Raw genomic sequence first — 26,136 nt, forward strand, 5'->3', positions numbered from 1 at the left:
TTTGCAGTGAGGACATTTTGTGGCGAGGGGATTTATCCCCGATGGGCTGCGAAGCGGCCCCAAAACCTGTTACCCGGTGTATCAGGTACACCGCATCGTACGGATCTACGACTGCTGCGCAGCCGGTCGGGGATAAATCCCCTCACCACAAAAAACTCACCCAAGGCCTCCACCAAGCTTCCCGCCAAAACCCAGTGCGACATTCCGCAAACCCTGCCAATCGTCAGTTTCCACCCTCCGGTTTTAAACCTTTTGCGCTTTATGTGTTCTAGTTATCACTCGGCGATTTGCTAAGTCGGTCAGGTGCCGCTAAATTGCCATCATCGATACCGAGCATGAATTTATGCGTATAGACGGCCTCTCCTCTCAGTCCTATCCCATCAAGCGCAAGCCTCGCAAAGGCAATGTGACCGTGGATGAATCCGTCGACGATATCGACGGTGAGCTGGAATTTCCGACCGAAGAGCAACTGGCCGCCCGAGCTGCCAAAGCCTCTGCGCAACGCCTGAGCAATCTGCCTGCCCGTCAGCAAGACATGATCTACCACCGTGCGATGAAAAAGAGCGTGGCCATGGCCCTCGCCAGCTACCTGAGCACGGCCGGTTTTGTCGATTGGGATGCGGACGTGCTGGGCCTCGATCTGTACATCTGATGGCGCTGCCTTACTACCTCGGTTGCCCGTCCTGGAGCGAAAACGCCTGGCGCGAGTACCTCTATCCGCAAGACGCCAAAACCTCTGATTTTCTCAGCCTGTATTGCCAGGTGTTCAACGCTGTTGAAGGCAACACGACCTTCTACGCCAGCCCGTCGCCCGCCACGGTGCAGCGTTGGGCCGAGGTCATGCCCGCGCACTTTCGTTTCACCGCCAAATTCCCTGGCGATATCAGCCACAGTGGTGACCTGCGCGAACAACTGACCGCCGCCGAGACTTTCCTGCAGTTGCTCAAGCCGCTGGGTGAACGCGTGTCGCCGCTGTGGCTGCAACTGTCGAAAAGCTTCACGCCGCATCGGCTGCCGGAACTGGCGGCGTTCATTGATGCGCTGGATTGCCCGCTGGCGGTGGAAGTGCGCCATGAACAATTCTTCGCCAAAGGCGAGAGCGAACGCCTGCTCAATCGCTTGTTGCTCGACCGTGGCGTCGAGCGTATCTGCCTTGATCCGCGCGCGCTGTTCAGTTGCCTGTCGACCGAGTCCTCGGTGATCCACGCGCAATCGAAAAAGCCCCGCGTGCCGACGCGTCCGGCGGCGTTCACACAATTCCCGCAGGTACGTTTCATCGGCCATCCCGAGCTTGAGGCTAACGACACGTTCCTCGTGCCGTGGGTGGCGAAAATCGCCGAGTGGATCGAAGAGGGGCGCACGCCGTACATCTTCCTGCACACCGCCGACAACTTGCTGGCGGCGAAGCTGGCGCAACGTTTTCATGCACAACTGATGCAACGTTTGCCTGGCTTGCCGTCCCTGCCTGAGCTATACAGAGAACCCGCCGTCGAGCAACTTGGCCTGCTCTGAGGCGGTTTTTTTTGCCCTGGAGTCTGCCGATGGACGCGCAAACCGTTAAAGCCCACGCCTTCAAAGCGCTGCATGAGCGTTCGCAGATTTTCGTCATTCCCAATCCATGGGATGCCGGTTCAGCGAAGATGCTCGCGAGCCTCGGCTATCAAGCCTTGGCAACGACCAGCGCCGGTTATGCGTTTTCCCAAGGCAAGGCCGATGGTGCGTTGAGTCTCGATGAGACCTTGGCCAACGTCCGCGCGATTGTCGCCGCGACCGATTTGCCGGTGGCGGTGGATCTGGAAAACGGTTTCGCCGATGACCCGGCCGAGTCCGCAAAAAGCCTGTTGCGCGCTGCCGAAGCGGGCGCAGTCGGTGGCTCGATCGAAGATGCGACGGGCCGACCGGGCGCGCCAATCTACTGTTTCGAACATGCGGTGGCGCGCATCGAAGCCGCCGTCGCCGCGGTGCGCACGCTGCCGTTCCCCTTCATCCTCACCGCCCGTGCGGAGAACTATCTGCACGGCAATCCCGACATCAACGACACCATTCGCCGGCTAAAGGCTTTCGCTGACGCGGGCGCCGACGTGCTGTACGCGCCGGGTTTGCGCAATGCCGAAGAAGTGCGGGCAGTGGTGCGCGCGGTGGCGCCGAAACCGGTCAACGTGTTGATGTCTGGCGGTTTGAAACTGACCGTGCAGGAGCTGCAGGACATGGGCGTGCGCCGTATCAGCACAGGTTCGGCACTGGCGCTGGCGGCGTTCGGCGAGTTCTTGCGCGCCGCTGAAGAGATCCAGCAATTGGGCACGTTCGGGTTTACCTCGCAGTCGATGCCGTACGCCAAAGCCAATCAGTTCTTCAAGGACTGAGCATGGGGCGATGGATTGCCCTGACGGTGCTGCTGCTCATCGGCGGCGCTGTCGTCAGTGTCTGGCGCGGCTGGCTGGAGGTGCCGCCACAGTGGAATCCGTGGGCACCGCTGGACGTCAAAGCCGCGCCCAACTGGCTGACCGGTTACAAGCTGATGCGTTTGCGCAGCGACCCGCAACTTTGCGCCCAGGCCTTGAGCAGCTCCGATCTGCGCGTCACGCGACAATCCGACAGCCCCGACGCCAAGTGCCCGCTGATCGGCGCTTTGCGCGTGCAGGGCGGTGAGGTGGCGCTGAGCAGCAGTTTCCTCGCCAGTTGTCCGTTGGCGGTGGCCTACGCCATGTTCGAGCACCACACCCTGCAACCCGCCGCGCAAGCTGTGTACGGCGAGAAAGTCGTGCGTCTCGACCACCTCGGCAGCTTCGCCTGCCGCAATATCTACAACCGCGAGAGCGGCGCACTCAGCCGTCACGCCAGCGCCGATGCGCTGGACATCGCCGGGTTTCGTCTGGCCGACGGCCGCAGCATCAGCGTGCTCAAGGATTGGCCCAAGCAAAACCAGCACGCGCAGTTTCTGCGCCAGGTGCGCGACGGCGCCTGCGAGGCGTTTAGTGTGGTGTTGAGCCCGGATTACAACGCCGCCCATCGCAATCACTTTCATGTCGATGTCGGGCGTTGGAGCGTGTGTCGCTGAGGCTTAAGCGGCGATGCGCAGGTTCTGCAGAACGATCGGGCGTGCCCAGCCGTTATCGAAGTCCAGGGCCTTCTGTTGCTCGACGATTTCTTCCGGCGGGAACGGCGGATAAGGTTTTTGCAGCAGATCGAGGTCGAATTCGGCAATCGGCAGGTACAGCGGTTTCTTCTGCGGCGCGGCACCTGGCTCGGGTACTGGCTGGCCGTTGTTGATCACGATTGGCCGTACCCAGCTGCTGTCGAAATCCTGCTGTTCTTGCTGAGCTTTCAGTTCTTCTGCCGGGAACGGTGGGAAAGGCTTGTCCAGCAGTTCCGTTTCGAACTCGGCGATCGGCAGGAACAATGGCTCCGGCGGGCGCACTTCGGTTTCCACCACATCACATTCGCGCTGGCTGACGATGTGCGCGTGCAGGTCGCTGCCGATGGTCGGCTCTTCAGTGCTGCTCAGATCAACCGGTGGAAATGTGCCGCAGGCCGGCACCACATCACTCGACTGCTCGGCCATCGCCTGGGCAAAGAAATCCTGCCACAGATGACTGACGCCGCTCAGTGCTTGAGTGTTTTGACGGCTAAAGTCGCCATGGGGCGAGATGTAGCCAATCGATGTGGGAAGAATGCCTGACATTTTTTTCGGTTGACGCTCAGCTCTGGCAAAATGCGCGTTGAATGAGTTATCGGCGGTTTTTGCCGCTCCTTGAATTTTTGAGCGTGTTTTCCATGATTGAGCAACCCGCGGCCTGCCGCATTTATGTTCAGGCCCTCGGCCCGACGTTTGAAGCGCAAGCCGAGCAGTGGGCCGAGCGTCTCGGTCTGCCGCGTGAGGTGGCGGACGGCGAGTTTGCCTTGCAGGTCGGCGAGCAGGGTTTGCAGCTGCAACAGCTGGGCCCGGACGCACCGGGGCCGGTGCGGGTCGACTTTGTTGAGGGCGGCGCGGCGCATCGGCGTTTATACGGTGGCGGCAGCGGGCAGATGATCGCCAAGGCTGTCGGCGTCGCGCAAGGCGTGCGCCCGCGCGTGCTGGATGCCACGGCGGGGCTGGGCAAGGATGCGTTTGTGCTGGCCAGCCTTGGTTGCGAGATGAGCCTGATCGAGCGTCAGCCGTTGATTGGCGCGCTACTTGAGGATGGTCTGGCGCGCGGTGCTGAAGATTTCGAGGTCGCGCCGATTGTGGCGCGGATGAAATTGCTCAAAGGCAATTCCATCGAGGTCATGCAGAACTGGGAAGGTGAGGCGCCGCAGGTGATCTACCTCGACCCGATGTTTCCGCACCGTGAGAAGACGGCGCTGGTGAAGAAGGAAATGCGCCTGTTCCGGCCGCTGGTGGGCGATGATCCGGATGCGCCGGCGCTGTTGCAGGCGGCTTTGGCCCTGGCGACGCACCGGGTGGTGGTCAAGCGACCGCGCAAGGCGCCGTGCATTGAAGGGCCGAAGCCGAGTCATGCACTGGATGGCAAATCGAGCCGCTACGATATCTACCCGAAGAAAGCGCTCAAGCCTTAAAACCGAGTCGCTTCTATCGCTGGCAAGCCAGCTCCCACAGGGTTCAGCGGTGTGCAGACGATTTGTGATCACACCCAAATCGTTGTGGGAGCTGGCTTGCCAGCGATGGCGTCAGTGCCGACACCGCAGAAGTCAGGGCTTGTATGCGCGCATAAACAGCCCCACCACTTCCTCGATATGGCTCTGCGAAGCCTCTTCGCTCAACGGCTCCCCACAGCCATACAACAACCGAAAATTCCCCGCACCTTTGATCAGGCAAAAGAAATGCTCGGCCGCATTACGCGGCAGGTCGATATTCAGCGCGCCCGTCTCATGGATGCGCGTCAGCAGCCGCTCCATCCCCAGCACCATGCGTTGCGGCCCCGCCTCGAAGAAGATCAGCGACAACTTCGGATCCTGACTGCCCAGCGCCATGATCAAACGGTGCAAATTCACCGATTCATCGCTGTTGATCAGGTGATGAAAGCCTCTGGCAATGTTCAGCAACACATTTTCCACGGCGATGCCTTCGGGCAATTCGAAGAACAGCGGCGGTAATTGTTCCTCGCATTTGGCCACCACGGCGGCGGAGAACAGCGTCTCCTTGTCGTTGAAATGGCTGTAAACCGTCAGCTTCGACACGCCGGCCTCGCTGGCGACCGCGTCCATGCTGGTGTTGGCATAACCATGACTCAGAAACAGAGTTTTCGCTGCGTTGAGGATCGCCTGGCGCTTGGCCAGATCCTTGGGGCGGCCCGGGCCGTTTGGAGCTGCAAGATTGTTCGACATTCTTCGCTTTTATTACTGGACTGGTGAGTTTGCTATTAATAACATACCGGCCAGTATAATTATTCCAAGCACCATTAGCGAAAGGTCCGTCACCATGTTCCGTCATGCACTGCATTTCACGTGGCCATTTGCATTGCCAGTGAGTCTGGCGTTGTTATTGTCCGCATGCGGTCAGGATGAGGCGACGCAAGTCACCGTGCGACCGGCCATGGTGGTGCAGCCAGAGCCTTCGGCGCAGGCGATGGAAAGTTATCCGGGCGAGGTGCGCGCCCGCTATGAACCGGATCTGGCGTTCCGCATCGGCGGCAAAGTCAGCCGACGACTGGTCGATGAAGGTCAGCGCGTGAAGGCTGACCAAGCGCTCGCCGAACTCGATCCGCAGGACGTGCGCCTGCAACTCGAAGCCACCCGCGCACAGGTCGCTGCCGCCGAAGCCAATCTCAATCTGGTGCGCGCCGAGCGCGATCGCTACAAGACCCTGATGGACCGGCAGATGGTCAGCCGTTCGGCCTACGACAATGCCGAAAACCTTTACCGTTCCGGTGAAGCCCGCCTTAAACAAATCAAAGCTGAATTCAACGTTTCGACCAATCAGGCCAGTTACGCGGTGCTGCGTGCGCCGCAGGATGGCGTGGTGGCCAAACGTTCGGTGGAAGTCGGGCAAGTGGTGGCCGCCGGGCAAACCGTGTTCACCCTCGCCACTGATGGCGAACGTGAAGTGCTGATCAGCCTGCCGGAGCAGAGCTTCGGCCGTTTCAAAGTCGGTCAGCCGGTCACCGTCGAGCTGTGGACGCAGCAGAATCAGCGCTTCGCCGGGCAGATCCGTGAACTGTCGCCCGCCGCCGATCCACGCTCGCGCACCTTCGCCGCACGCATCTCTTTCACCAGTGGCAAAGTCCCGGCGGAGTTGGGCCAGAGCGCTCGCGTGTTCGTGCAATCGGCCGATGCCGTGTCGCTGTCGGTGCCGCTTTCGGCACTCACCGCTGAAAACGGCGCGACCTACGTTTGGGTCGTCAACGGCAACAACACGGTGAAGAAAACCCCGGTGCGCATCGGCCCATTCGGCGAAAAAACCGTGCCGGTGCTCGAAGGATTGAACGCCAGCGACTGGGTAGTGGCGGCTGGCGTGCATGTATTGCTCGAAGGGCAGCAGGTGCGTCCGGTGGATCGCTCCAATCGCTTAGTCAATCTGGCGGACAAGGAGTAAGCCCCGATGCGCTTCAACCTTTCCGAATGGGCGCTGCGTAATCGCCAGATCGTACTGTTCCTGATGCTTTTGCTGGCCATTGTCGGCGCGTTGTCCTACACCAAACTCGGCCAGAGTGAAGACCCGCCGTTCACCTTCAAGGCCATGGTCATCCAGACTCGCTGGCCGGGCGCGACGGCTCAGGAAGTCTCGCGCCAGGTCACCGAACGCATCGAAAAGAAACTGATGGAAACCGGCGAGTACGAGCGCATCGTCTCGTTTTCACGTCCCGGTGAATCGCAGGTGATGTTTATCGCCCGCGACTCGATGCATTCCAAGGAAATTCCCGACCTCTGGTACCAAGTGCGCAAGAAGGTCAGCGATATCCGCCAGACCTTGCCGCCGGACATTCAGGGGCCGTTCTTCAACGATGAATTCGGCACCACGTTCGGCAATATCTATGCGCTGACCGGCGATGGTTTCGATTACGCAGTGCTCAAGGATTACGCCGATCGCATCCAGATCCAGCTGCAACGGGTCAAGGACGTCGGCAAGGTCGAGCTGCTCGGTTTGCAGGACGAAAAAATCTGGGTCGAACTGTCCAACGTCAAACTGGCAACCCTCGGTTTACCACTGGCGGCGGTGCAACAGGCGCTGCAAGAACAGAACGCGGTATCGACCGCCGGGTTCTTTGAAACCGGTAGCGAGCGATTGCAGCTACGGGTCTCGGGGAATTTTCAGACAGTCGATGAGATAAGAAACTTCCCGATCCGCGTCGGTGATCGTACGTTCCGCATCTCCGATGTCGCTGATGTGCGGCGCGGTTTCAATGATCCTCCGGCACCGCGCATGCGTTTCATGGGCGAAGACGCGCTGGGTCTGGCGGTCGCGATGAAGGATGGCGGCGATATTCTCGTGCTCGGTAAAGCGCTGGAAGTCGAGTTCTCGCGCATCCAGAAAAATCTGCCGGCCGGCATGCAATTGCGCAAGGTCTCCGATCAGCCGGCAGCAGTGAAAACCGGGGTTGGCGAGTTCGTCCAGGTGTTGGTCGAAGCGCTGGCGATCGTGTTGCTGGTGAGCTTCTTCTCCCTCGGCGTGCGCACCGGGATGGTCGTCGCGCTGACCATTCCGCTGGTGCTGGCGATGACCTTTGCCTGCATGTATTACCTGGGCATCGGCCTGCACAAGATTTCCCTCGGCGCGCTGGTGCTGGCGCTGGGTCTGTTGGTGGACGACGCGATCATTGCTGTGGAAATGATGGCGATCAAAATGGAGCAGGGCTTCGATCGCATCCGCGCCGCGAGTTACGCCTGGACCAGCACGGCGTTCCCGATGCTCACCGGTACGTTGATCACCGCTGCCGGTTTCTTGCCGATTGCCACCGCGCAATCGGGCACTGGCGAATACACGCGCTCGATCTTTCAGGTGGTGACCATTGCGCTGCTCGCGTCATGGGTGGCGGCGGTGGTGTTTGTGCCGTATCTGGGGGAAAAGCTCCTGCCGGATCTGGCGAAAATTCACGCGGCCAAACATGGCTCCGGCGATGGTCAACCCGATCCGTATGGCACGCCGTTTTATCAGCGGGTTCGGCGTTTGGTCGAGTGGTGTGTGGTTCACCGCAAGACTGTGATTGTGTTGACGGTAGGACTGTTTATCGCCTCGGTGATGTTGTTCCGCTTCGTGCCGCAGCAGTTCTTCCCGGCCTCCAACCGGCTGGAGTTGATGGTTGATCTGAAGTTGGCCGAAGGTGCCTCGCTGGCCAATACCGCCGCAGAGGTTAAACGACTGGAAGCGATGCTCAAGGATCACGCCGGCATCGACAACTATGTGGCCTATATCGGCACCGGTTCGCCGCGTTTTTACCTGCCGCTGGATCAGCAATTACCGGCCGTGAGCTTTGCGCAGTTTGTGGTGTTGGCCAAGACCATCGAAGAGCGTGAGGCGCTGCGCAGCTGGTTGATCGCGACGCTTGATGAACAATTTCCGGCCATGCGCTCACGGGTTACGCGCCTGGAAAACGGCCCGCCGGTAGGTTATCCGGTGCAGTTCCGGGTGACCGGTGAACACATCGAAGAAGTCCGCGCGCTGGCGCGAAAAGTTGCGGCGAGGGTTCGCGAGAATCCGCATGTGGTCAATGTGCATCTGGATTGGGAAGAGCCGAGCAAAGTCGTGTACCTGAACATCGATCAGGACCGCGCGCGGGCGCTGGGCGTGAGCACGGCCAATCTGGCGAAATTCCTGCAGAGTTCGTTGACCGGGTCGAGTGTCAGTCAGTATCGCGAAGACAATGAGTTGATCGAGATTCTGCTGCGCGGCACGGTGCATGAGCGTACTGAGTTGTCGCTGTTGCCGAGTCTGGCGGTACCGACGGATAACGGTCGCAGCGTGGCGTTATCGCAGATTGCGACGCTGGAGTACGGTTTCGAAGAGGGGATCATCTGGAGCCGCAATCGTCTGCCGACGGTGACGGTGCGGGCGGATATTTATGGCAAGGAGCAGCCGGCGACGCTGGTGAAGCAGATCATGCCGACGCTGGACCCGGTTCGGGCTGAATTGCCTGACGGCTATTTGCTGGAGGTCGGTGGCACGGTGGAGGATTCCGAGCGTGGGCAGAAGTCGGTGAATGCCGGGGTGCCGATGTTCATCGTCGTGGTGCTGACATTGCTGATGGTGCAGTTGCGCAGTTTTTCGCGCACGGCGATGGTGTTTTTGACGGCGCCGCTGGGGTTGATCGGGGTGGTGTTGTTTTTGCTGGTGTTCCGTCAGCCGTTCGGGTTTGTGGCGATGTTGGGGACGATTGCGTTGTCCGGGATGATCATGCGCAATTCGGTGATTCTGGTGGATCAGATCGAGCAGGATATTGCCTCGGGACTGAGGCCTTGGCAGGCGATTATCGAGGCGACGGTGCGGCGGTTTCGGCCGATTGTGTTGACGGCGCTGGCGGCGGTGCTGGCGATGATTCCGTTGTCGCGCAGTGTGTTTTTCGGGCCGATGGCGGTGGCGATCATGGGCGGGTTGATTGTTGCTACGGCTTTGACGCTGTTGTTTTTGCCGGCGTTGTATGCGGCTTGGTTCAGGGTTCGGCGGGAATCCGTTTGAGCTTGGCGGCCTTTGGGCCGACCATGCTCTGGGTGTTCTTTGTGAATATCCGTTTCTGCGGGGGTTGCCGCTGGCGGTTTCGCTTTTACAGCGAGTCCCTTTGGCAAACGCCCCAAAGGAACCAAAGGTCTGTGCCCTGACGTCCGGCCCTCGCTAAGGCTCGGGTTCCTTCGCTCCGGGTTCATCCGGGGGCATCGTCTACGGTTTGCTGCGCTGCACCTCCCTCGATGCTTTCCCCGTATGAATCCCTCCTCTCAGCCTCCCGACGGGCTCCAAGATCAAAAGCAGGCGAGCTGACACTCGGCCTGATTGTGGGTGCGGGTTCGCCACGATTCCATGTAGGAGCTGCCGAAGGCTGCGATCTTTTGATCTTGCTTTTGCAGGAGCCGAGTTGCTCGCGTAGGCGGCCTGACAGCCGACCTGTTTCTGCCCGGATGTACACGATCCAATTGTAGGAGTGAGCCTGCTCGCGATGACGGCCTGACAGACGACCAATCTCAGCCTGAATTGACTCTACTTCCTTCCTACATCTTTTTCAGAAACCTCTGATATTGAGCCTGTCGCCCTCGGGTGTTGTACTCCAGCATCTGTTTTCAGCAGCCTCGAGTCCTCGCTTTCATGAAAACCCCGCCAGTCTTCAAAGGCCGATCCGATCCCGTGTTCAACCTTCTGCTGCGCTCGCCGCACAAGCAGCGTCTGGCGGATTATCTGGCGTTGCTCAAGCCGCTGGATGATCAGGGCCGCTATCTGCCTTTCGAGGCGTTGCGTTATCGCTGGGCGTCCGGGTTGGATGTGAATGTGTGCTGGGCGTTGGTCAAGAAGGCGCGGGTGGCGCAGTACGTCAATCTGTTGCCGCTGGGCGAGCCGGTGCAGTGGGGCAAATATGTGCTGACGCCGCTGGCGCAGATCACGCTGTTGTTGGTGGATCGGCAGACGACTTCTGCCGCTCTGGATTACATGACCCGTCAGATCGGAGAGCAGGCGCACTGCAGTTATTTGCTTGATGATTTGATCGAGGATGAGGCCATCGCCAGTAGTCAGTTGGAGGGCGCCGCGACTACTACGCGTGTGGCCAAGGACATGCTCAGGCACCGGCGCCAGCCGCGTACGCCGGATGAGCGGATGGTGATGGGCAATTACAGGATGATGAATTTTGCGTGGGAAAAACGCTTTGAAGCCATGAGTGTGGATTTGATCGCAGCGATGCATCGGGTGGGTGTGGAGGGGATTGCTGACGAGCAATATTCTCCGGGTGTTTTCAGGAAGAATGATGAGGTGGTCGTTCAGGACGGGGCGGGTAATACGGTGCATCGTCCTCCGCCTGCTGCCGGGCTGGTTTTGCGGCTGGAGAGGTTGTCGGACTGGATCAATTTGCCTGAGGGATCACCTCAGGAGAAGGGGGATGTGCATCCGCTGATCAAGGCGATCACACTGCATTTTGCCTTGGGCTACGAGCATCCTTTTCGCGACGGTAACGGGCGGGTCGCGCGGGCGTTGTTTTACTGGTTCATGTTCAAGAATGAATTTGCGGCGTTTCGCTACATTGCGATCAGTTTGCTGCTGCGCAATGCGCCGGTGAAGTATGGGCGCTCTTATTTGCACAGCGAAGCGGATGAGCTGGATCTGACGTACTTCATCGAGTTTCAGTGTTCGGTGATTCAGCGAGCGGTGAGTCGGTTCACGGACGTGTACCGCAAGAGCGTGGTCTACAAGACCCATGCAGCCTGACAGAAAACCCTGTAGGAGCTGCCGAAGGCTGCGATCTTTTGATCTGTCTTTGATACAGATACTCAAGATCAAAAGATCGCAGCCTTCGGCAGCTCCTACATGGGACGTTACAACGTGCCGAAGACTTTCTTCGCCAGACTCGTCGCCGCAGCGGCCGGGTTCTGGCGGATGGTTTCTTCCTGTTTGCCGATCATTTCGAACAAGCCATTCAGCGCCTGCTCGGTCACGTAGTTTTCGACGTTCGCGCTCTTCGCATCGACCACACCGAACGCTGCGGCCTGGCCGGCAAACGAGTTGTACTTCTGCGCCACGCCAACCTTGTCGGTCGCTTGCTTGACGATTGGCAGGAACTTGGCGCGGATTTGTTCGCGGCTGGATTTGTCGAGGTATTGCGTGGCCGAATCCTGGCCGCCGCTGAGGATGCCTTTCGCGTCGGCGACGCTCATTTTCTTCACGGCGTCGACGAGGATTGGCTGGGCCTGGGTCACGGCGCTTTCCGCCGCTTTGTTCATCGCGGTTTCGAGTTCTTCAACCTGGGCGCCCATGCCGAAGGCTTTCATTTTGCTGGCAGCTTTGCCGAGTTTGCCCGGCAGTTCGATTTTCACCTCCGGGTTGTTGCTGAAGCCGCCCGGGGTGCCGAGTTGTTTGACGGCGATTTGCGCGCCTTGGGTCAAGGCATCCTTGAGGCCACCGGTGGCGTCTTTTTGCGACAGGTCACTGAGTGACAGGGCCATGGCGTTGGCGCAGATCATCAAGCCCGCGCAGAGGCCGGCGAAGCGAAGGGTAGGGCGGAGCATGGCGGCTTCCTTGTACATTAAAAGCGATTAGCGAATGGCGTCGACGCGGATTTTCAGCGGCTGCGGATCGTTGCCGTCAAGTTGTACGGCGTGGTTTTCGGTGGTGATAAACATCAGCTCACCGTTGACTTCAATGCGCGCGCTGACTGAGTAGCGGTGGCCGGGTTTGACCTGCGCCGGATCGTAGCTCAAGTGGAAGGGCAGTGGCACCTGGCCTTTGACCGGGCCTTTTTGCTCGTCCAGCACTACTGCTGGCGCATCGGCCAGTGAGACGTCTTGCAAGCTGACGCTGAGGGTTGCGCTCGGTGGCAGGGCGATGCGCTGCAGGTAGAACACTTCACCGTCGAGGCCGACCTTGCCGGCAGGTGTGGTCGATTGGCAGGCGCTCAACAGCGTGGCAGCGGCGAGCAGGGTGAGTTTTTTCATTGGAGCCTCTAATGCTTTGCGCCGGAAGAATCCCGGCGTTAAAGGGAAATCTAGTGGATTTTGCCATCAGCGTCAGTGAACAAACGTAACGGTTTCTCCAGCCACTGCGAGATTTTCTGCAGTAACCGCGAGCGCAGGTTTTGCGAATCCGGCGCCAGTTCAACGTGCCGGGGCGTCACCTCAATGGATTGGTGGTAGCGATTTTCAATGCCGCTCAATGTATAGCGTTTACCGGGTATGACGCTTTGCGGGTCATATTGCAGATAGAACGAAGTGGCCGTTTGTTCGTCGTGAGTGACGCGGGCAAGTTCTGTTGCGAGGGCAGTATCGTGCAAGCTGATTGAGACCGCTTCGTGCGCAGAGATCGAGCGAGCCTCCTGCACTTCGACGTAGAGAAAACCGATCGGGCTCAGGTGTAGCGTTTGACGGTGCGGAGCCTTGTTGACGATCACAAAGTAGTCCTGTTCAACCAGCAAGGGGCGTTGGTTATGGAACATCTGGATATTGATTTGATACTTAACGCCAACCTCGCTGTAGTGATGCGGGAAAGAGAACTTCCAGTCGACATCGAAGACTGAAGAGTGTCGCCAGTCTTTGATGGTAATCGGAGAAGTTAAAGTAATGGCTTTGACGCTGACCACCGTTTCATTTTCGCCGCCAGCGGGCGCGCGGAAATCGGTGGGCAGACGGAAGTCGACGGTGACGATGGGAGTTTGGTCGTGTAACAGGCTCATCTCGATATCCTTATCGCGATTATTAAAGTGAGCCTATTTATTCACGAATCAACTAACGGGAGAACCCGGCCGGCGCTCCGTTAGTTATCAGCAAGTTTCAGCCTTCGGCAGTGACTGCCGTTTCAGCCGCATCTTCACTGCGATGCAAAGCAACCTGGCGAATCGACAAACGAATATCCGCCGGCAACACACGTTTGGCCGCACCTTCGGCCAATTCACCGAGCAGTTCGTGGTAGCTGAGCTTGCCGGCCTCGTCGCGACGCAGCACGTCGAGGTCGAGCAGGGTCTGGATGAAGTGACGGAACAAGCTCTTGTCGAAAAACTCCGGGGCGTTGAGGCCATGGAGGATCGACAGGCGCTGGGCCATGACCGTGCAGAGGTCTTCCAGCTCTTCGGCGCTGATACTGTTCTGACCGCTGTTGAGCAGCAAGGACACGGTCATGTAGAAACGCTGCAAGGTCTGGGCGATGCTTTTCGACAGCAGTGTCAGCAACACAAAATGCCGCGAACTCGGTGCCGGACGCAGGTACACATCCTTCTCGAAACGCAGCAAACCTTGCTCGACGAACGCCTCCAGCCATTGATCGACCACACCGTCGAGTTCGTCCAGCGTCCAGCGAATGAACAGCTCCGATTGCAGGTACGGGTACAGCGCGCGGGTGTAGCGCAGGATCTGTTCGCGGCTCATGCGCGAAGCGCTCTGGAAGAAGCTCGCCAGCAACGCCGGCAGGGCGAAGATGTGCAGCACGTTGTTGCGGTAGTAAGTCATCAGGACGGCGTTCTGCTCGTCCAGATAGAGAATCTTGCCCAGCGCATCGTTCTGCTCGGCGAGCAGGTCCATGTCTTTTACATGCTCGATCAACGCGCGGCCGTCGCCTTCCGGCAGCGTGGTATGCGGCGAATACGGGACTTTGCGCAGCAGCGCCAGATACAGATCCAGCACGCGCGCCATCGCCCGATCGTCCAGCGCCAGACGCGTGGTCGACAGCAGTGCCAACGCCACCAGGTTGACCGGGTTGATCGCCGCCGCTTCGTTCAAATGCTGCGCGACTTTCTCGCCGAGGCGGTTGGTGGTTTCGTTGAGCCACGCCGGTTTGTACTGCGGGCCGAGTTCCTGTTGGCGCCAATCCGGTTGCTCGGCGTCGAGGAATTCCGCCAGCTTGATCGGCTCGCCGAAGTTCACCGCGACCTGACCGAAACGCTGCTTGAGCGCGCCAATGACTTTGAAAATATCGAAGATCGATTCTTTCTTCTTGCTCGCCCCGCGCAATTCGCCGAGGTAGGTGCGACCTTCCAGCACGCGCTCGTAACCGATGTACACCGGTACAAACACGATAGGCATGCGCGACGAACGCAGGAAGCTGCGCAGGGTGATCGCGAGCATGCCGGTTTTCGGTTGCAGCATGCGCCCGGTGCGCGAGCGGCCGCCCTCGACGAAGTACTCGACCGGAAAGCCTTTGGTGAACAGGGTGTGCAGGTATTCGTTGAACACCGAGGTGTACAGCGGATTGCCCTTGAACGTGCGACGCATGAAGAACGCGCCGCCGCGCCGCAGCAGGCTGCCGATTACCGGCATGTTCAAGTTGATCCCGGCGGCGATGTGCGGCGGGGTCAGGCCGTTGCGGAACAGCAAATACGAGAGCAGCAGGTAGTCGATGTGGCTGCGGTGGCACGGCACATAGATCACTTCGTGACCCTGGGCGACCTTCTGCACGCCTTCGATGTGGTTGACCTTGATGCCGTCGTAAATCTTGTTCCAGAACCAGCTCAGTACCACTTCCAGAAAGCGGATCGCGGTGTAGGTGTAATCCGAGGCGATCTCGTTGCCGTAGCGCAGGGCCTGGGCCTTGGCTTTCTCCGGTGAGATGTTCTCGCGCTCGGCTTCGTCGAGGATCGCTTGCTTGACCAGTGGCTGGTTGAGCAGACCTTTGACCAGGTTGCGACGGTGGGAAATGTCCGGGCCGATGACCGCTGCTTTCAGATTGCGGAAGTGCACGCGCAGGATCCGCTGGGCCATGCGCACGGTGCGCTCGTGGCCCTTGTTGTGCTCGATCAGCTCGCGCAGGTGAATCGGTGCGGAGAATTGCACGCGGGTTTTGCGGCCGAGGACGATGATGCTCAGCAGCCGACGCAGACGCCCAGTGACGGCCCAGCTGTCGGCGAACAGCAGCTTCCACGGACTGTTTTCGCTGTCGGGCGACTGCCCCCAGAACACGCTGACCGGAATGATCTGTGCGTCTTCAGCAGCGTTCTGCGTGAGCGCACTAACCAGTCGGGTCAGGGTCGGCGGCGCACCGCGTTTGTCCTGACGACCGAGCCAGTCGGGATCCGGCGTCAGGTAGAAAAACGCCGCCGGTTCAATCAGCGAACCCACCGACACCGGCAGCACCGGACGCGGCAGGCCGGCCTTGGTGCACTCGGTGTCGACCACCGCCAGATCGGTCAGCGAAGGGTTTTGCAGGACGTAGAACACCGGACGACTGCGGTCGAGGTTGAGGGTGAACGACGACTGGTTGATCGTCTCCGAGCGAACCCAGAGGTACAACAGTCGGCGCAAGGTGCCAAACACAAGACGACGGAACGGGGAACGGGTCATACGGCTTCTGCGTGAGTGGATAAAACCGAGCAGATGCTCGGGAGGGCGATAGTGTGCCGGATTCGCTGAAAATCGGCAAAAAAGCGGCGAAGTAATCTCCTGTTGAGACTTTTCGCACCTGTCATATACTCGGCGGTCTGTCGCCGGGGCCCTTTTATGGACGTCGGACGCAGGTTGATGTTCCGCAAAGGCTTTCCTGCGAAAAGCCTGTTCAATAATAAAAAAGGAGTATGAACAGATGGCAACCCGTGAAACCGGCAACGTGAAGTGGTTCAACGACGCCAAGGGCTACGGCTTTATCCAGCGCGAAGACGGGGTGGACGTGTTCGTGCACTACCGCGCGATTCGCGGCGAAGGGCACCGGTCGCTGACTGAAGGCCAGCAGGTCGAGTACGCGGTGATTACTGGCGAGAAGGGTTTGCAGGCTGAGGATGTTGTAGGCCTGTAACCTTGAAGATCAAAAGATCGCAGCCTTCGGCAGCTCCTACAGGTGTACACATGACCCTGTAGGAGCTGCCGAAGGCTGCGATCTTTTGTGTTTAAGCGGTTTTCCAGGTGATTTCTTCTTCACCGTCTGCGCTGATGCGCATCCAGCGATCCGCCGTTTCCTCGCCTTCTTCTTCAACCCACGTGCCCGGCGCGCAACGCACTTCCACGTTCAGCGCAGCAAATGCCGCGCGGGCGCAGGCGATGTCGTCGTCCCACGGCGTCTGGTCGCTTTCCAGGTACAGGCTGTTCCACTTGCCCACGGCTTTCGGCAGCCAGGTCACCGGCACATTGCCGGCCTTGCACTTGTAGGTCTGGCCTTTCTGAATCCAGTCGGTGCACGGGCCCAGCGCGGCGCCCAGCCAGGCCGAAATGGCCTTGTGGTCGACGTCGGCGTCTTTCAGGTAAATCTCGATATCCGGTTGGCGCATGGATGTCCTCACTGCGGGTCTGAAAAATCCACTCGCGGATTTAGCCGGCCCCGGGCACTCGCCCGAGACCAAAAGTTTATTGAAGAACGAAATAATCGTAGCGCATCGACACGGTGGTCTCGAACGGCTCGGCCTGTTCGATCACCGCCGCGCGACGCTCGGCACTGGCGCGCCAGCCGTGGGGTGTCATCGCCAACAGGTTGGCGCGATCCTCGGGCTTGTTCAGGGTCAGTTTGAATTCCAGGGTTTCACTGTGCGCCAGCGCCATGCCTTCCGGCACGAGGGCCAGATGCTTGTCGTCGGTGTACTCGCGCACTTCGTCGTACAGGCGTTCGCGCAGTTCCATCAGATGGCCGCTGGTCGGGCCGACTTTCATCAGACCGCCGCCGACGCTGAGCAATCGCTTGGCTTCTTCCCAATCCAGCGGGCTGAAAACGCTGGCGAGAAACTGGCAACTGCCCGACGCCAACGGCACACGGGCCATGCTGGCGATCAACCAGCTAATCGCCGGGTTACGTTTGCACGCGCGTTTGACCGCTTCACGGGAGATGTCCAGCGCGTAGCCATCGGCGTTCGGCAAGGCCTCGGCGATTTGCGCGGTGTAATAACCCTCGCCACAACCGATGTCTACCCAGCGCCCCGGCGCATAACTCGCCGCCAGCTCGGCCAGACGCTTGGCCACCGGCGCGTAATGGCCGGCGTTCAAAAAGTCGCGGCGCGCCTCGACCATGGCCTGGTTGTCGCCAGGATCACGGCTGTTTTTGTGCTGCACCGGCAGCAGGTTCAGATAACCCTGGCGCGCACGGTCGAAGCGGTGGCCGGCGGGGCAGACCACGCCGTTATCCACCGCATTCAGCGGCTCACTGCAGATCGGGCAAGCAAGCATCACGCGAGCAACTTGATCATTGTCTGGTAGTAGATCTCGGTCAGTACGTCGAGATCCGCCGCCAGCACGCGTTCGTTGACCTGGTGGATGGTCGCGTTGACCGGGCCCAGTTCAACAACCTGTGTGCCCATGGTCGCGATGAAACGGCCATCGGAGGTACCGCCGCTGGTCGACGCTTTGGTTTCGCGACCGGTGATGTCCTTGATGCTCGCCGACACCGCGTCGAGCAGTGCGCCCGGTTCGGTAAGGAACGGCAGGCCGGACAGCGCCCAGTCGATGTGCCAGTCCAGATCGTGTTTGTCGAGGATGTCGGCCACGCGTTTCTGCAGGCCTTCGACGGTCGATTCGGTGGAGAAACGGAAGTTGAATACCGCCACCAGATCGCCCGGAATCACGTTGGTCGCGCCGGTGCCGGAGTTGACGTTGGAGATCTGGAAACTGGTCGGCGGGAAGAAATCGTTGCCGTGATCCCAATGCTCGGCGGCCAGTTCGGCCAGCGCCGGAGCGGCGAGGTGGATCGGGTTCTTCGCCAGATGCGGGTAAGCGACGTGACCCTGAATGCCTTTGACGGTGAGCTTGGCACCGAGCGAGCCGCGACGGCCGTTTTTCACCACGTCGCCCACCAGCGTGGTGCTCGACGGTTCGCCGACGATGCACCAGTCCAGACGCTCGTTACGTGCCGCCAGACGCTCGACCACAGCCTTGGTGCCGTGGTGCGCCGGGCCTTCTTCATCGCTGGTGATCAGAAACGCGACTTTACCCTTGTGGTTCGGGTAGTCGGCGACAAAACGCTCGGCGGCCACGGTCATCGACGCCAGGCTGCCTTTCATGTCTGCCGCGCCACGGCCGCAGAGCATGCCGTGTTCATCGATCAGGGCGTTGAACGGGTCGATCTGCCACGCGGTGACCGGGCCGGTCGGCACCACGTCGGTGTGGCCGGCGAAGCACAGCACCGGGCCGTCGTTGTTGCCGTGGGTGGCCCAGAAGTTATCCACATCTTCGATGCGCATCGGCTCGAGGCTGAAACCGGCATCGCCCAGGCGCTGCATCATCTGCTTCTGGCAATCGGCGTCGACCGGCGTCACGGACGGACGGCGGATCAGGTCGATGGCGAGTTGGAGGGTCGGCGAAAGGTCGGCGTGGGCCGTCATGTAATAACTCCGGGGTGCGCACGGTAAACCTGTAGGAGCTGCCGCAGGCTGCGATCTTTTGATTTTGTTTCTTGAAATCAACAGCGAGATCAAAAGATCGCAGCCTGCGGCAGCTCCTACCGAGTTTGTTGGCATTGAAAAAGGCGACCATTCTAATGCAAAACGGCGACCCGAAGGCCGCCGTTTGACGTTATGCAACAACCAATCAAGCGGCGGCAGGCTCAGGTTTGGCCGCAGGTTTCGGCAATGACGACAGGAACGCCATGATCAGCGCCGCCAGATACGGCAGCGACTGCACCAGCAACATCACTACCCAGAAACGCATGTCGTTGCTCGGCATGCCGTTGACCAGGTAGATCCCCAGCGCCGCGCCCCACAACAGCAGCATGATGAACAGCTCTTCCCGCGCTTCGGAAATCGCCACCCAGAAACCATGGTTGTCGGCGTTTTTCGGCGTACGGAAGAACGGAATGCTGGTGGTGAAAAAGCCGTACAGCACCGCTTTGGCGATGGTGTGCGACAACGCCAGCCCGGCCAGCGCGGCGCAGAAGGCATCTTTCAGGTTCACGCCGACGGCGCGACGGTAGAGGAAGATGATCTTGCCGACCTTGAACACGAACAGCGCCAGCGGCGGAATTGCAAAGATCAGCAACGGCGGATCGACCCGCTGCGGCACGATGATCATCGCCGCCGACCACAACAACGCGCCGACGGTGAAGAAGATGTTCATGCCATCCGCGACCCACGGCAACCAGCCCGCGAGGAAGTGGTAACGCTGGCCGCGCGTCAGTTCGGTGTCCTTGCCGCGCAGCAGGCTGCGGGTGTGGCGCTTGATGATCTGAATCGCACCATAAGCCCAACGGAAACGCTGCTTTTTGAAGTCGATGAAGGTGTCCGGCATCAGACCCTTACCGTAGCTGTCGTGGTAATACGCCGCCGACAGGCCTTTTTCAAACACGCGCAGACCGAGTTCGGCGTCTTCACAGATGCACCAGTCAGCCCAACCCAACTCTTCCAGCACCGAGCGACGGGTCATGGTCATGGTGCCGTGCTGAATGATCGCGTCACGGTCATTACGGGTGACCATGCCGATGTGGAAGAAGCCTTTGTATTCGGCGTAGCAGAGCTTCTTGAAGGTGCTTTCGTTCTGGTCGCGATAATCCTGCGGCGACTGCACCACCGCGATTTTCGGATCGGCGAAGTGCGGCACCATGTGCTTCAGCCAGTTTGGGTGCACGCAGTAATCGGAGTCGATTACGGCGATCACTTCGGCGTCTTTGGCGGTGTGTGGAATCAGGTAGTTCAGCGCGCCGCCCTTGAAACCGGCCAAAGGCGAGACGTGGAAGAACTTGAAGCGCGGGCCGAGGGTTTCGCAGTAGTCGCGCACCGGTTCCCACACTGCGGGATCCTTGGTGTTGTTGTCGATGATCAGGACTTCGTAGTCCGGATAATCGAGCGCGGCGAGGGCGTCGAGGGTCTGTTTGACCATCTCCGGCGGCTCGTTGTAGCACGGCACATGAATCGAGACTTTCGGGCGGTAGTTGGAGTCGCCCTCGACCGGCAGGAATTCGCGCCGGCGTTTGTGAATCCACACCGCTTCGGCCAGTTCATGCGCTTCGGTGAGCAACACAATGAACACCCCGAGCGCGCCGAGCGCCAGGAGGAAGCCGACCGTCAAACTGAACCACGTGCTGTATTGCAGGCTGTAGTCGTAACCGATCCAGACCAGCACCGAACCGCAGAGGAAGGCGATAAAGGTCAGGAAGATCCGCCCACGCTGACGCAGGGCCGAGCCGTCGATCATCAGCAAAGTCAGCGACAGCAGCGCCAGCACCACCGAGCCGATCGCCAGCACGCGCCACTGCGGGATCGCGACCACCGGGCCTTCGAAGTTGAATTTCTGCTGACGCGCGGCGTTGAACACGCCCCAGTACGCGCCCACCGAACCTTCGTCGCTGGCCTTCCACGGCTGGTCAAACGCTTCGATCACGAAGTAGTTGAAGCCTTGGCGGTTGAGCTTGTTGACCAGCGTACGCAGGTAAATCGCTTGATCCGCCGGCGATGCATCGGCGCCACCGCGCATGCGACCGTTGCTCGGCCAGCCGACCTCGGAGAGCAGTAGCGGTTTTTTCGGGAAGAGCTTTTTCAAGTCGCGGGCACGGTCGAAAACGAACTGCCCAGCCTTGTCGACCGGAATAAATTCCCAGTACGGCAGAACGTGCGCAGCGATCAGGTCAACGTGCTTGGCCAGCTCCGGGTGTTCTTCCCAGACGTGCCATTGCTCGGAGGTGGTCACCGGCACTTTCACTGCCGCGCGCACACGATCGAGCAATACGCTCAGCTCTTGCGCGGTGATTTCCTTACGGAAGATCGCCTCGTTACCGACCACCACGCGAACCACGCTGCGCGAGGTGTTGGCCAGTTCGATGGCGCGGGTGATTTCCCGTTCGTTGCGTTCCTGATCGGGGCTGATCCAGATCCCCAGCGTCACGCGCAGGCCGAACTCTTCAGCCAGTTTCGGGATGTCTTGCAGCGAACCGTCGACCGAGTAGATGCGGATGTTGTCCGTCAGCTTGCTCATGATCTCCAGGTCGCGGCGCATTTCTTCGTCAGACGGATACTGATCCTTCTGCGGATATTGTCCCTGCTGGAACGGCGAATAGGAGAAACCGGAGATTTGCTCCGGCCAGTTCGGCGCGGAAACCGGGCGATTGATCAGCGCCCAGAAACCGGTGAACAGGGCAGCGATTGCCAGAACCACCACCAGGTTGAGTCCAAATTTACGCGATGACATAGCTATTTCGGGTTCCAAAGGCTGTGGAACGAAGGAGTCGGTTGGCGTTGCGCCTTTCTTATTGCAAAAGGGCGCGCATCCTACACCGGCAGTCCGCCAGTCGTACATCTGACAGGGAAATGCCCGACATTGGGCAGCCGACTTTGACTTAAGTTCTTACACTTGTAGCTCGAAGCTTAAAACTTGTCGCTGTGTAGCCCTATAATGCGCGCCGGTTTTTGGGGTAATGGTCATGAGTACAGAAGATCCGCGGTTTGCAGGCATCGCCCGTTTGTATGGCATCGAAGGCCTGGCGCGTTTGCGCGCGGCGCATGTGGCGATCGTCGGCGTCGGTGGCGTCGGTTCCTGGGCGGCGGAAGCCATGGCCCGTTGTGGCGTCGGCGAGATTTCGCTGTTCGACTTAGATGACGTCTGCGTCAGCAACGCCAATCGCCAGTTGCACGCGCTGGACAGCACCGTCGGCAAACCCAAGGTCGAAGTGATGGCCGAGCGCCTGCGCGGGATCAACCCGGATTGCACCGTGCACGCGGTCGCCGACTTCGTCACCCGCGACACGATGGCTGAATACATCACGCCGAATATCGACTGCGTGATCGACTGTATCGACGCTGTCAACGCCAAGGCAGCGCTGATCGCCTGGTGCAAGCGCCGCAAGATTCAGATCATCACCACGGGCGGCGCCGGTGGGCAGATTGATCCGACGCTGATTCAGGTGTGTGACCTCAACCGCACGTTCAACGACCCGCTGGCCTCGAAAGTGCGCTCGACGTTGCGTCGTGATTATGGCTTTTCGCGCACTGTGACCCGTCATTACAGCGTGCCGTGTGTGTTTTCTACCGAGCAACTGCGTTATCCGAAGCCGGATGGCAGCATTTGTTTGCAGAAGAGTTTTGTGGGAGACGGCGTGAAATTGGACTGCGCGGGTGGGTTTGGCGCGGTGATGATGGTCACGGCGACGTTTGGCATGGTCGCGGCGACGAAGGCTGTGGACAAGATTGTCGCGGGTGTTCGGCGCCCGGCGGAGCGGGTCAAACCTCAGGTTTGATGCTGGGGCTTATGGCCTCATCGCTGGCAAGCCAGCTCCCACAGGTATTGGGTAAGTTCACTGCAGCTATGAACACCATAGAACCCTGTGGGAGCTGGCTTGCCAGCGATGGCGATTAAAGGGCCAGATCATTCATTCGCTGGAGCACGGCATTCAGGCCATTACTGCGCGATGGCGATAGCTGGCGCGAAAGGCCGAGTTGATTGAACCAGTCCGGCAAATCAACCTGCTGCAACTCAGCTGCCGACAAGCCGTTAACCCGCAACAGCAACAACGCCACCAACCCACGAATCATCCGCGCATCGCTGCTGGCGCTGAACTGCCAGTGACCGTCACGCAATTCTCCAACCAGCCATACTTGACTCTCACAGCCATGTACCCGGTTGGCCTCGCACTTGTCCGCGTCATCCAGCGGCGGCAAACGATCACCAAACTGCATCAACAACCGCGCCCGCTGTTCCCAGCCAGCGGCATTCTGAAAAGTCTGTAGTGCCTCGGCAGCCTCGACCGGCAAGCTCATCGCAACAACTCCAGCGCCTGATCCAGCGCTTCAAAGAACCGTTCCAGATCCTCGGAATCGTTGTACAACGCCAGCGACACGCGAATCGCCCCGGCCAGCTCGAAGCTTTTCAGCAACGGCATCGCGCAATGATGCCCGGCGCGCACGGCAATGCCTTGTTCGGTCAGCAGGTGCGCCAGATCAGCGTTGTGCACGCCTTCGACGATGAAACTGGCCAGCGCCAGTTGCGGCTTGCCGAGCAGGCGAATGCCGTTGCGAGCGGCGAGGCCACGCAGCAGATAGTCATGAAGCGCGGCTTCATGGGCCGACACTGCGTCCTGATCGAGCCCGGCCAGATAATCGAGCGTCGCGCCGAGGCCGATCACACTGGCAATCGGCGGCGTGCCCGCTTCAAAACCCAATGGCGCCGGGCGGAAACGAGCGTCGTGGTAGTTGGCTTCCAGCACCATTTCGCCGCCAAACTGCCAAGGCTTCAATTGCTCAAGCGCAGCATTACGTCCGAACAACACACCAAGGCCATCCGGCCCATACAGCTTGTGGCTGGAAAACACATAGAAATCGCAACCCAGCGCCTGCACATCGTGCCGACCGTGAACCACACCTTGCGCGCCATCGACCACGGTCAACGCGTTTTGCGCCTTGGCCATGCCCAGCAGCGCTGGCAATGGCTGCCATGCGCCGAGCACGTTGGACAACTGACTGACCGCCAGCAATCGCGTGCGCGGGCCAATCAAATGCACAGCGGCAGCGAGGTCGATCAAGCCGTCAGCATCCAGCGGCAAAATCACCAGTTTCAGGTTGCGCCGTTGTGCCAGTTGCTGCCACGGCAGCAGGTTGGCGTGATGCTCCAGGGCGCTGATGACAATTTCATCGCCCGGGTGGAAAAGATGTTCCAGGCCATAAGCCAGGAGGTTCAGCGCACTGGTGGCGCCGTGGGTGAAGATGATTTGTCCGTTGTCACCGGCATTCAGCCACTGGGCGACCTTCAGCCGACTGTCCTCGAACGCCTGCGTGGCGTGGGCGCCGGGCAGGTGTTGCGCACGATGCACATTGGCTGCGCCATTGGCGTAGTAATGCGTCAGCGCGTCGAGCAGGGCTAGGGGTTTTTGCGTGGTGGCGGCGTTGTCCAGATAGGTCTGGTCTTGCCGTTGCAGCGCGGCGATGGCCGGGAAATCGGCACGCCAGGGGGAGGGAATCATCACAGTTTTTAGCCCTGGTGAAGAGGGGCGGGATGTACGCCAGACCCTGTAGGAGTGAGCCTGCTCGCGATGGCGTCTGTGAGGGCGCTAAAAGCATCGCGAGCAGGCTCACTCCTACAATGGATCGTCTAACGTTTAGTTGTGAGCGTGCAGCGCTTCGTTCAGTTCGATCGCCGATTTGTGGGTTTTGCATTCCACAGCGCCGGTTTCCGAATTGCGACGGAACAGCAAGTCAGTCTGACCGGCCAGCTCACGCGCCTTCACGACTTTAACCAGATTGTTGTTTTCGTCGAGCAGCGCCACCTTGGTGCCGGCGGTCACGTACAGGCCCGACTCCACAGTGTTGCGGTCGCCCAACGGAATACCGATACCGGCGTTGGCGCCGATCAGGCAGCCTTCGCCGACCTTGATGACGATGTTGCCGCCGCCCGACAAGGTGCCCATGGTCGAGCAACCGCCGCCCAGATCGGAACCCTTGCCGACGAATACGCCAGCGGAAACGCGGCCTTCGATCATGCCCGGGCCTTCGGTGCCGGCGTTGAAGTTGATGAAACCTTCGTGCATCACGGTGGTGCCTTCACCGACGTAAGCGCCCAGACGCAGACGCGCCGCGTCAGCGATACGCACGCCGGCCGGAACCACGTAGTCGGTCATTTTCGGGAACTTGTCCACCGAGAATACTTCCAGCAGGTCGCCACGCAGACGGGCTTCCAGTTGCAGTTCGGCCAGTTCGCTCAGGTCGATGGCGCCCTGGCTGGTCCAGGCAACGTTCGGCAGCAGCGGGAAGATCCCGGCCAGGCTCACGCCGTGCGGCTTGACCAGACGGTGCGACAGCAGGTGCAGCTTGAGGTAAGCCTCAGGCGTCGAGGTCAGCTGTGCATCTTCGGCCAACAGGGTGGCGACCAGCGGCTTGTGGCTCTCGGCCAGACGGGTCAGCAGCTTGCCTTGTACGGCGTCGATGCCTTTCACGGCTTCAGCCAGTTGCGCCGCCTGAGCGGTGGTGAAGGTGATGGCCTGGTTGCCTTCGGTGTAACCGAGGATCGGCGCAACAGCGGCGACCAGTTCGGCCGATGGGTTGAGCAGTGGCTGTGCGTAGAACACTTCCAGCCACGCGCCTTGACGGTTCTGAGTGCCGACACCAAAGGCGATGCTGAACAGGGAATTGGACATGTAAATACACCTCTACAAAGAGTGACGGGCTGCTTACTTCAGAGCGGCCGCGTAGATATCTGGCTTGAAGCCAATCAGGGTTCGGTCACCGAGATCGAGCACCGGGCGCTTGATCATCGAGGGTTGAGCGAGCATCAGCTCGATGGCTTTCGACTGGTCGAGATCGGCTTTGCGTTCGTCGTCGAGTTTGCGAAAGGTCGTGCCTGCGCGGTTCAACACCGTTTGCCAGCCGTGTTCGTCACACCATTGGCTCAGGTGCTCACGGTCGATACCGGCGGTCTTGTAGTCGTGAAAGTCGTAGCTGACAGCGTGTTCATCAAGCCAGGTGCGCGCCTTTTTCATGGTGTCGCAGGCTTTGATGCCGAAAAGGTGCAACGTTTTACTTGAAACGGTCAAGGAATTGCCCCCTTTACAGGTGCTGGAGAAAAATGGTGACGGATTATGCCATGACCCTTCGGCGAATACGCAAAACCCTGTAGGAGCTGTCGAGTGAAACGAGGCTGCGATCTTTTGATTGTGTCTTTAAAGATCAAAAGATCGCAGCGTGCCGCAGCTCCTACAGG

Annotated in this window: 23 protein-coding genes and 1 pseudogene; 10 read left to right on the forward strand and 14 right to left on the reverse strand. The window is 59.7% G+C overall.

Going from position 1 to position 26,136, the window contains the following annotated elements:
• Positions 1-343 precede the first annotated feature (343 nt).
• The 4 genes from PMI37_RS04140 to PMI37_RS04155 are packed head-to-tail and all read left to right on the forward strand — an operon-like array spanning position 344 to position 3,058.
• Entirely contained in the window at positions 344-652 is a 309-nt protein-coding gene (locus PMI37_RS04140; protein WP_008078387.1) for a hypothetical protein, read from the forward strand.
• A complete protein-coding gene (locus PMI37_RS04145; protein WP_008078389.1) occupies positions 652-1,512 on the forward strand; it encodes a DUF72 domain-containing protein in 861 nt (286 codons plus the stop codon). Before PMI37_RS04140 ends, PMI37_RS04145 begins: the two co-directional genes overlap by 1 nt.
• Positions 1,513-1,541: 29 nt before the next feature.
• Complete coding sequence (locus PMI37_RS04150; protein WP_008078400.1) at positions 1,542-2,363, forward strand: isocitrate lyase/PEP mutase family protein; 822 nt, start codon at positions 1,542-1,544, stop codon at positions 2,361-2,363.
• Positions 2,364-2,365: 2 nt separating this feature from the next.
• Positions 2,366-3,058, forward strand: a complete 693-nt coding sequence (locus PMI37_RS04155) for an extensin-like domain-containing protein (RefSeq protein WP_008078402.1) — start codon at positions 2,366-2,368, stop codon at positions 3,056-3,058.
• 3 nt (positions 3,059-3,061) lie between these two features.
• Here PMI37_RS04155 and PMI37_RS04160 read toward each other — a convergent pair whose 3' ends face one another.
• Positions 3,062-3,682: a hypothetical protein gene (locus PMI37_RS04160; protein ID WP_008078403.1), complete on the reverse strand. Its 621-nt coding sequence runs from the start codon at positions 3,680-3,682 to the stop codon at positions 3,062-3,064.
• A gap of 92 nt (positions 3,683-3,774) precedes the next feature.
• Between PMI37_RS04160 and PMI37_RS04165 the strand changes: the two genes are divergently transcribed.
• The gene (locus tag PMI37_RS04165; protein ID WP_008078404.1) at positions 3,775-4,557 is read left to right on the forward strand and encodes a class I SAM-dependent methyltransferase; all 783 of its coding nucleotides are present in this window, start codon (positions 3,775-3,777) and stop codon (positions 4,555-4,557) included.
• Between the two features lie 132 nt (positions 4,558-4,689).
• On the opposite strand, the gene PMI37_RS04170 is transcribed toward PMI37_RS04165, so the two are convergent.
• Positions 4,690-5,325: a TetR/AcrR family transcriptional regulator gene (locus tag PMI37_RS04170; RefSeq protein ID WP_008078406.1), complete on the reverse strand. Its 636-nt coding sequence runs from the start codon at positions 5,323-5,325 to the stop codon at positions 4,690-4,692.
• A gap of 94 nt (positions 5,326-5,419) precedes the next feature.
• On the opposite strand from PMI37_RS04170, the gene PMI37_RS04175 reads away from it, so the two are divergent.
• The 3 genes and pseudogenes from PMI37_RS04175 to PMI37_RS04185 form a co-directional block, all read left to right on the forward strand.
• On the forward strand, positions 5,420-6,532 hold the full coding sequence (locus tag PMI37_RS04175) for an efflux RND transporter periplasmic adaptor subunit (protein WP_008078418.1): 1,113 nt from the start codon (positions 5,420-5,422) through the stop codon (positions 6,530-6,532).
• Positions 6,533-6,538: 6 nt separating this feature from the next.
• On the forward strand, positions 6,539-9,610 hold the full coding sequence (locus PMI37_RS04180) for an efflux RND transporter permease subunit (protein ID WP_008078420.1): 3,072 nt from the start codon (positions 6,539-6,541) through the stop codon (positions 9,608-9,610).
• A gap of 618 nt (positions 9,611-10,228) precedes the next feature.
• Positions 10,229-11,320, forward strand: a pseudogene (locus tag PMI37_RS04185) (Fic family protein); the annotation flags it as partial.
• A 125-nt stretch (positions 11,321-11,445) separates the two neighbouring features.
• Here the strand turns inward: PMI37_RS04185 and PMI37_RS04190 are convergent.
• From PMI37_RS04190 to plsB, 4 genes are all read right to left on the reverse strand, one after another.
• Complete coding sequence (locus tag PMI37_RS04190) at positions 11,446-12,135, reverse strand: DUF4197 domain-containing protein (RefSeq protein WP_008078422.1); 690 nt, start codon at positions 12,133-12,135, stop codon at positions 11,446-11,448.
• A gap of 27 nt (positions 12,136-12,162) precedes the next feature.
• Positions 12,163-12,561 (reverse strand): YbaY family lipoprotein, encoded by a 399-nt coding sequence (locus PMI37_RS04195; RefSeq protein WP_003222082.1) that lies wholly within the window; start codon positions 12,559-12,561, stop codon positions 12,163-12,165.
• Between the two features lie 50 nt (positions 12,562-12,611).
• A complete protein-coding gene (locus tag PMI37_RS04200; protein WP_008078423.1) occupies positions 12,612-13,295 on the reverse strand; it encodes a hypothetical protein in 684 nt (227 codons plus the stop codon).
• A 97-nt stretch (positions 13,296-13,392) separates the two neighbouring features.
• Positions 13,393-15,891 carry a glycerol-3-phosphate 1-O-acyltransferase PlsB gene (plsB, locus tag PMI37_RS04205; protein WP_008078424.1) on the reverse strand — a complete coding sequence of 833 codons (2,499 nt, stop codon included), beginning with the start codon at positions 15,889-15,891 and terminating at the stop codon, positions 13,393-13,395.
• A gap of 238 nt (positions 15,892-16,129) precedes the next feature.
• Here plsB and PMI37_RS04210 point away from each other — a divergent pair, with 238 nt between their 5' ends.
• Positions 16,130-16,339 carry a cold-shock protein gene (locus tag PMI37_RS04210; RefSeq protein WP_007908870.1) on the forward strand — a complete coding sequence of 70 codons (210 nt, stop codon included), beginning with the start codon at positions 16,130-16,132 and terminating at the stop codon, positions 16,337-16,339.
• A 91-nt stretch (positions 16,340-16,430) separates the two neighbouring features.
• Here PMI37_RS04210 and PMI37_RS04215 read toward each other — a convergent pair whose 3' ends face one another.
• The 4 genes from PMI37_RS04215 to PMI37_RS04230 all read right to left on the reverse strand — a co-directional run bounded on the left by PMI37_RS04215 (position 16,431) and on the right by PMI37_RS04230 (position 21,639).
• Positions 16,431-16,808, reverse strand: a complete 378-nt coding sequence (locus PMI37_RS04215; protein WP_008078425.1) for a hypothetical protein — start codon at positions 16,806-16,808, stop codon at positions 16,431-16,433.
• Positions 16,809-16,884: 76 nt separating this feature from the next.
• A complete protein-coding gene (locus tag PMI37_RS04220) occupies positions 16,885-17,694 on the reverse strand; it encodes a putative RNA methyltransferase (RefSeq protein WP_008078426.1) in 810 nt (269 codons plus the stop codon).
• Positions 17,694-18,845 carry a succinyl-diaminopimelate desuccinylase gene (gene dapE, locus PMI37_RS04225; RefSeq protein WP_008078428.1) on the reverse strand — a complete coding sequence of 384 codons (1,152 nt, stop codon included), beginning with the start codon at positions 18,843-18,845 and terminating at the stop codon, positions 17,694-17,696. Before dapE ends, PMI37_RS04220 begins: the two co-directional genes overlap by 1 nt.
• 205 nt (positions 18,846-19,050) lie before the next feature.
• The gene (locus tag PMI37_RS04230) at positions 19,051-21,639 is read right to left on the reverse strand and encodes a glycosyltransferase (protein ID WP_008078436.1); all 2,589 of its coding nucleotides are present in this window, start codon (positions 21,637-21,639) and stop codon (positions 19,051-19,053) included.
• Positions 21,640-21,865: 226 nt separating this feature from the next.
• Here PMI37_RS04230 and tcdA point away from each other — a divergent pair, with 226 nt between their 5' ends.
• Entirely contained in the window at positions 21,866-22,684 is an 819-nt protein-coding gene (gene tcdA, locus PMI37_RS04235; protein WP_008078446.1) for a tRNA cyclic N6-threonylcarbamoyladenosine(37) synthase TcdA, read from the forward strand.
• 115 nt (positions 22,685-22,799) lie between these two features.
• On the opposite strand, the gene PMI37_RS04240 is transcribed toward tcdA, so the two are convergent.
• The 4 genes from PMI37_RS04240 to PMI37_RS04255 all read right to left on the reverse strand — a co-directional run bounded on the left by PMI37_RS04240 (position 22,800) and on the right by PMI37_RS04255 (position 25,969).
• Positions 22,800-23,204 carry a SufE family protein gene (locus PMI37_RS04240; RefSeq protein WP_008078448.1) on the reverse strand — a complete coding sequence of 135 codons (405 nt, stop codon included), beginning with the start codon at positions 23,202-23,204 and terminating at the stop codon, positions 22,800-22,802.
• Entirely contained in the window at positions 23,201-24,406 is a 1,206-nt protein-coding gene (locus PMI37_RS04245) for an aminotransferase class V-fold PLP-dependent enzyme (RefSeq protein ID WP_045122960.1), read from the reverse strand. Before PMI37_RS04245 ends, PMI37_RS04240 begins: the two co-directional genes overlap by 4 nt.
• A gap of 132 nt (positions 24,407-24,538) precedes the next feature.
• Complete coding sequence (gene dapD, locus PMI37_RS04250; protein ID WP_008078452.1) at positions 24,539-25,573, reverse strand: 2,3,4,5-tetrahydropyridine-2,6-dicarboxylate N-succinyltransferase; 1,035 nt, start codon at positions 25,571-25,573, stop codon at positions 24,539-24,541.
• A 33-nt stretch (positions 25,574-25,606) separates the two neighbouring features.
• Positions 25,607-25,969 carry an ArsC family reductase gene (locus tag PMI37_RS04255; protein WP_008078454.1) on the reverse strand — a complete coding sequence of 121 codons (363 nt, stop codon included), beginning with the start codon at positions 25,967-25,969 and terminating at the stop codon, positions 25,607-25,609.
• Between the last annotated feature and the right edge of the window lie 167 nt (positions 25,970-26,136).

It is taken from the genome of Pseudomonas sp. GM80 (assembly GCF_000282515.1).
Classification (GTDB): Bacteria; Pseudomonadota; Gammaproteobacteria; order Pseudomonadales; family Pseudomonadaceae; genus Aquipseudomonas.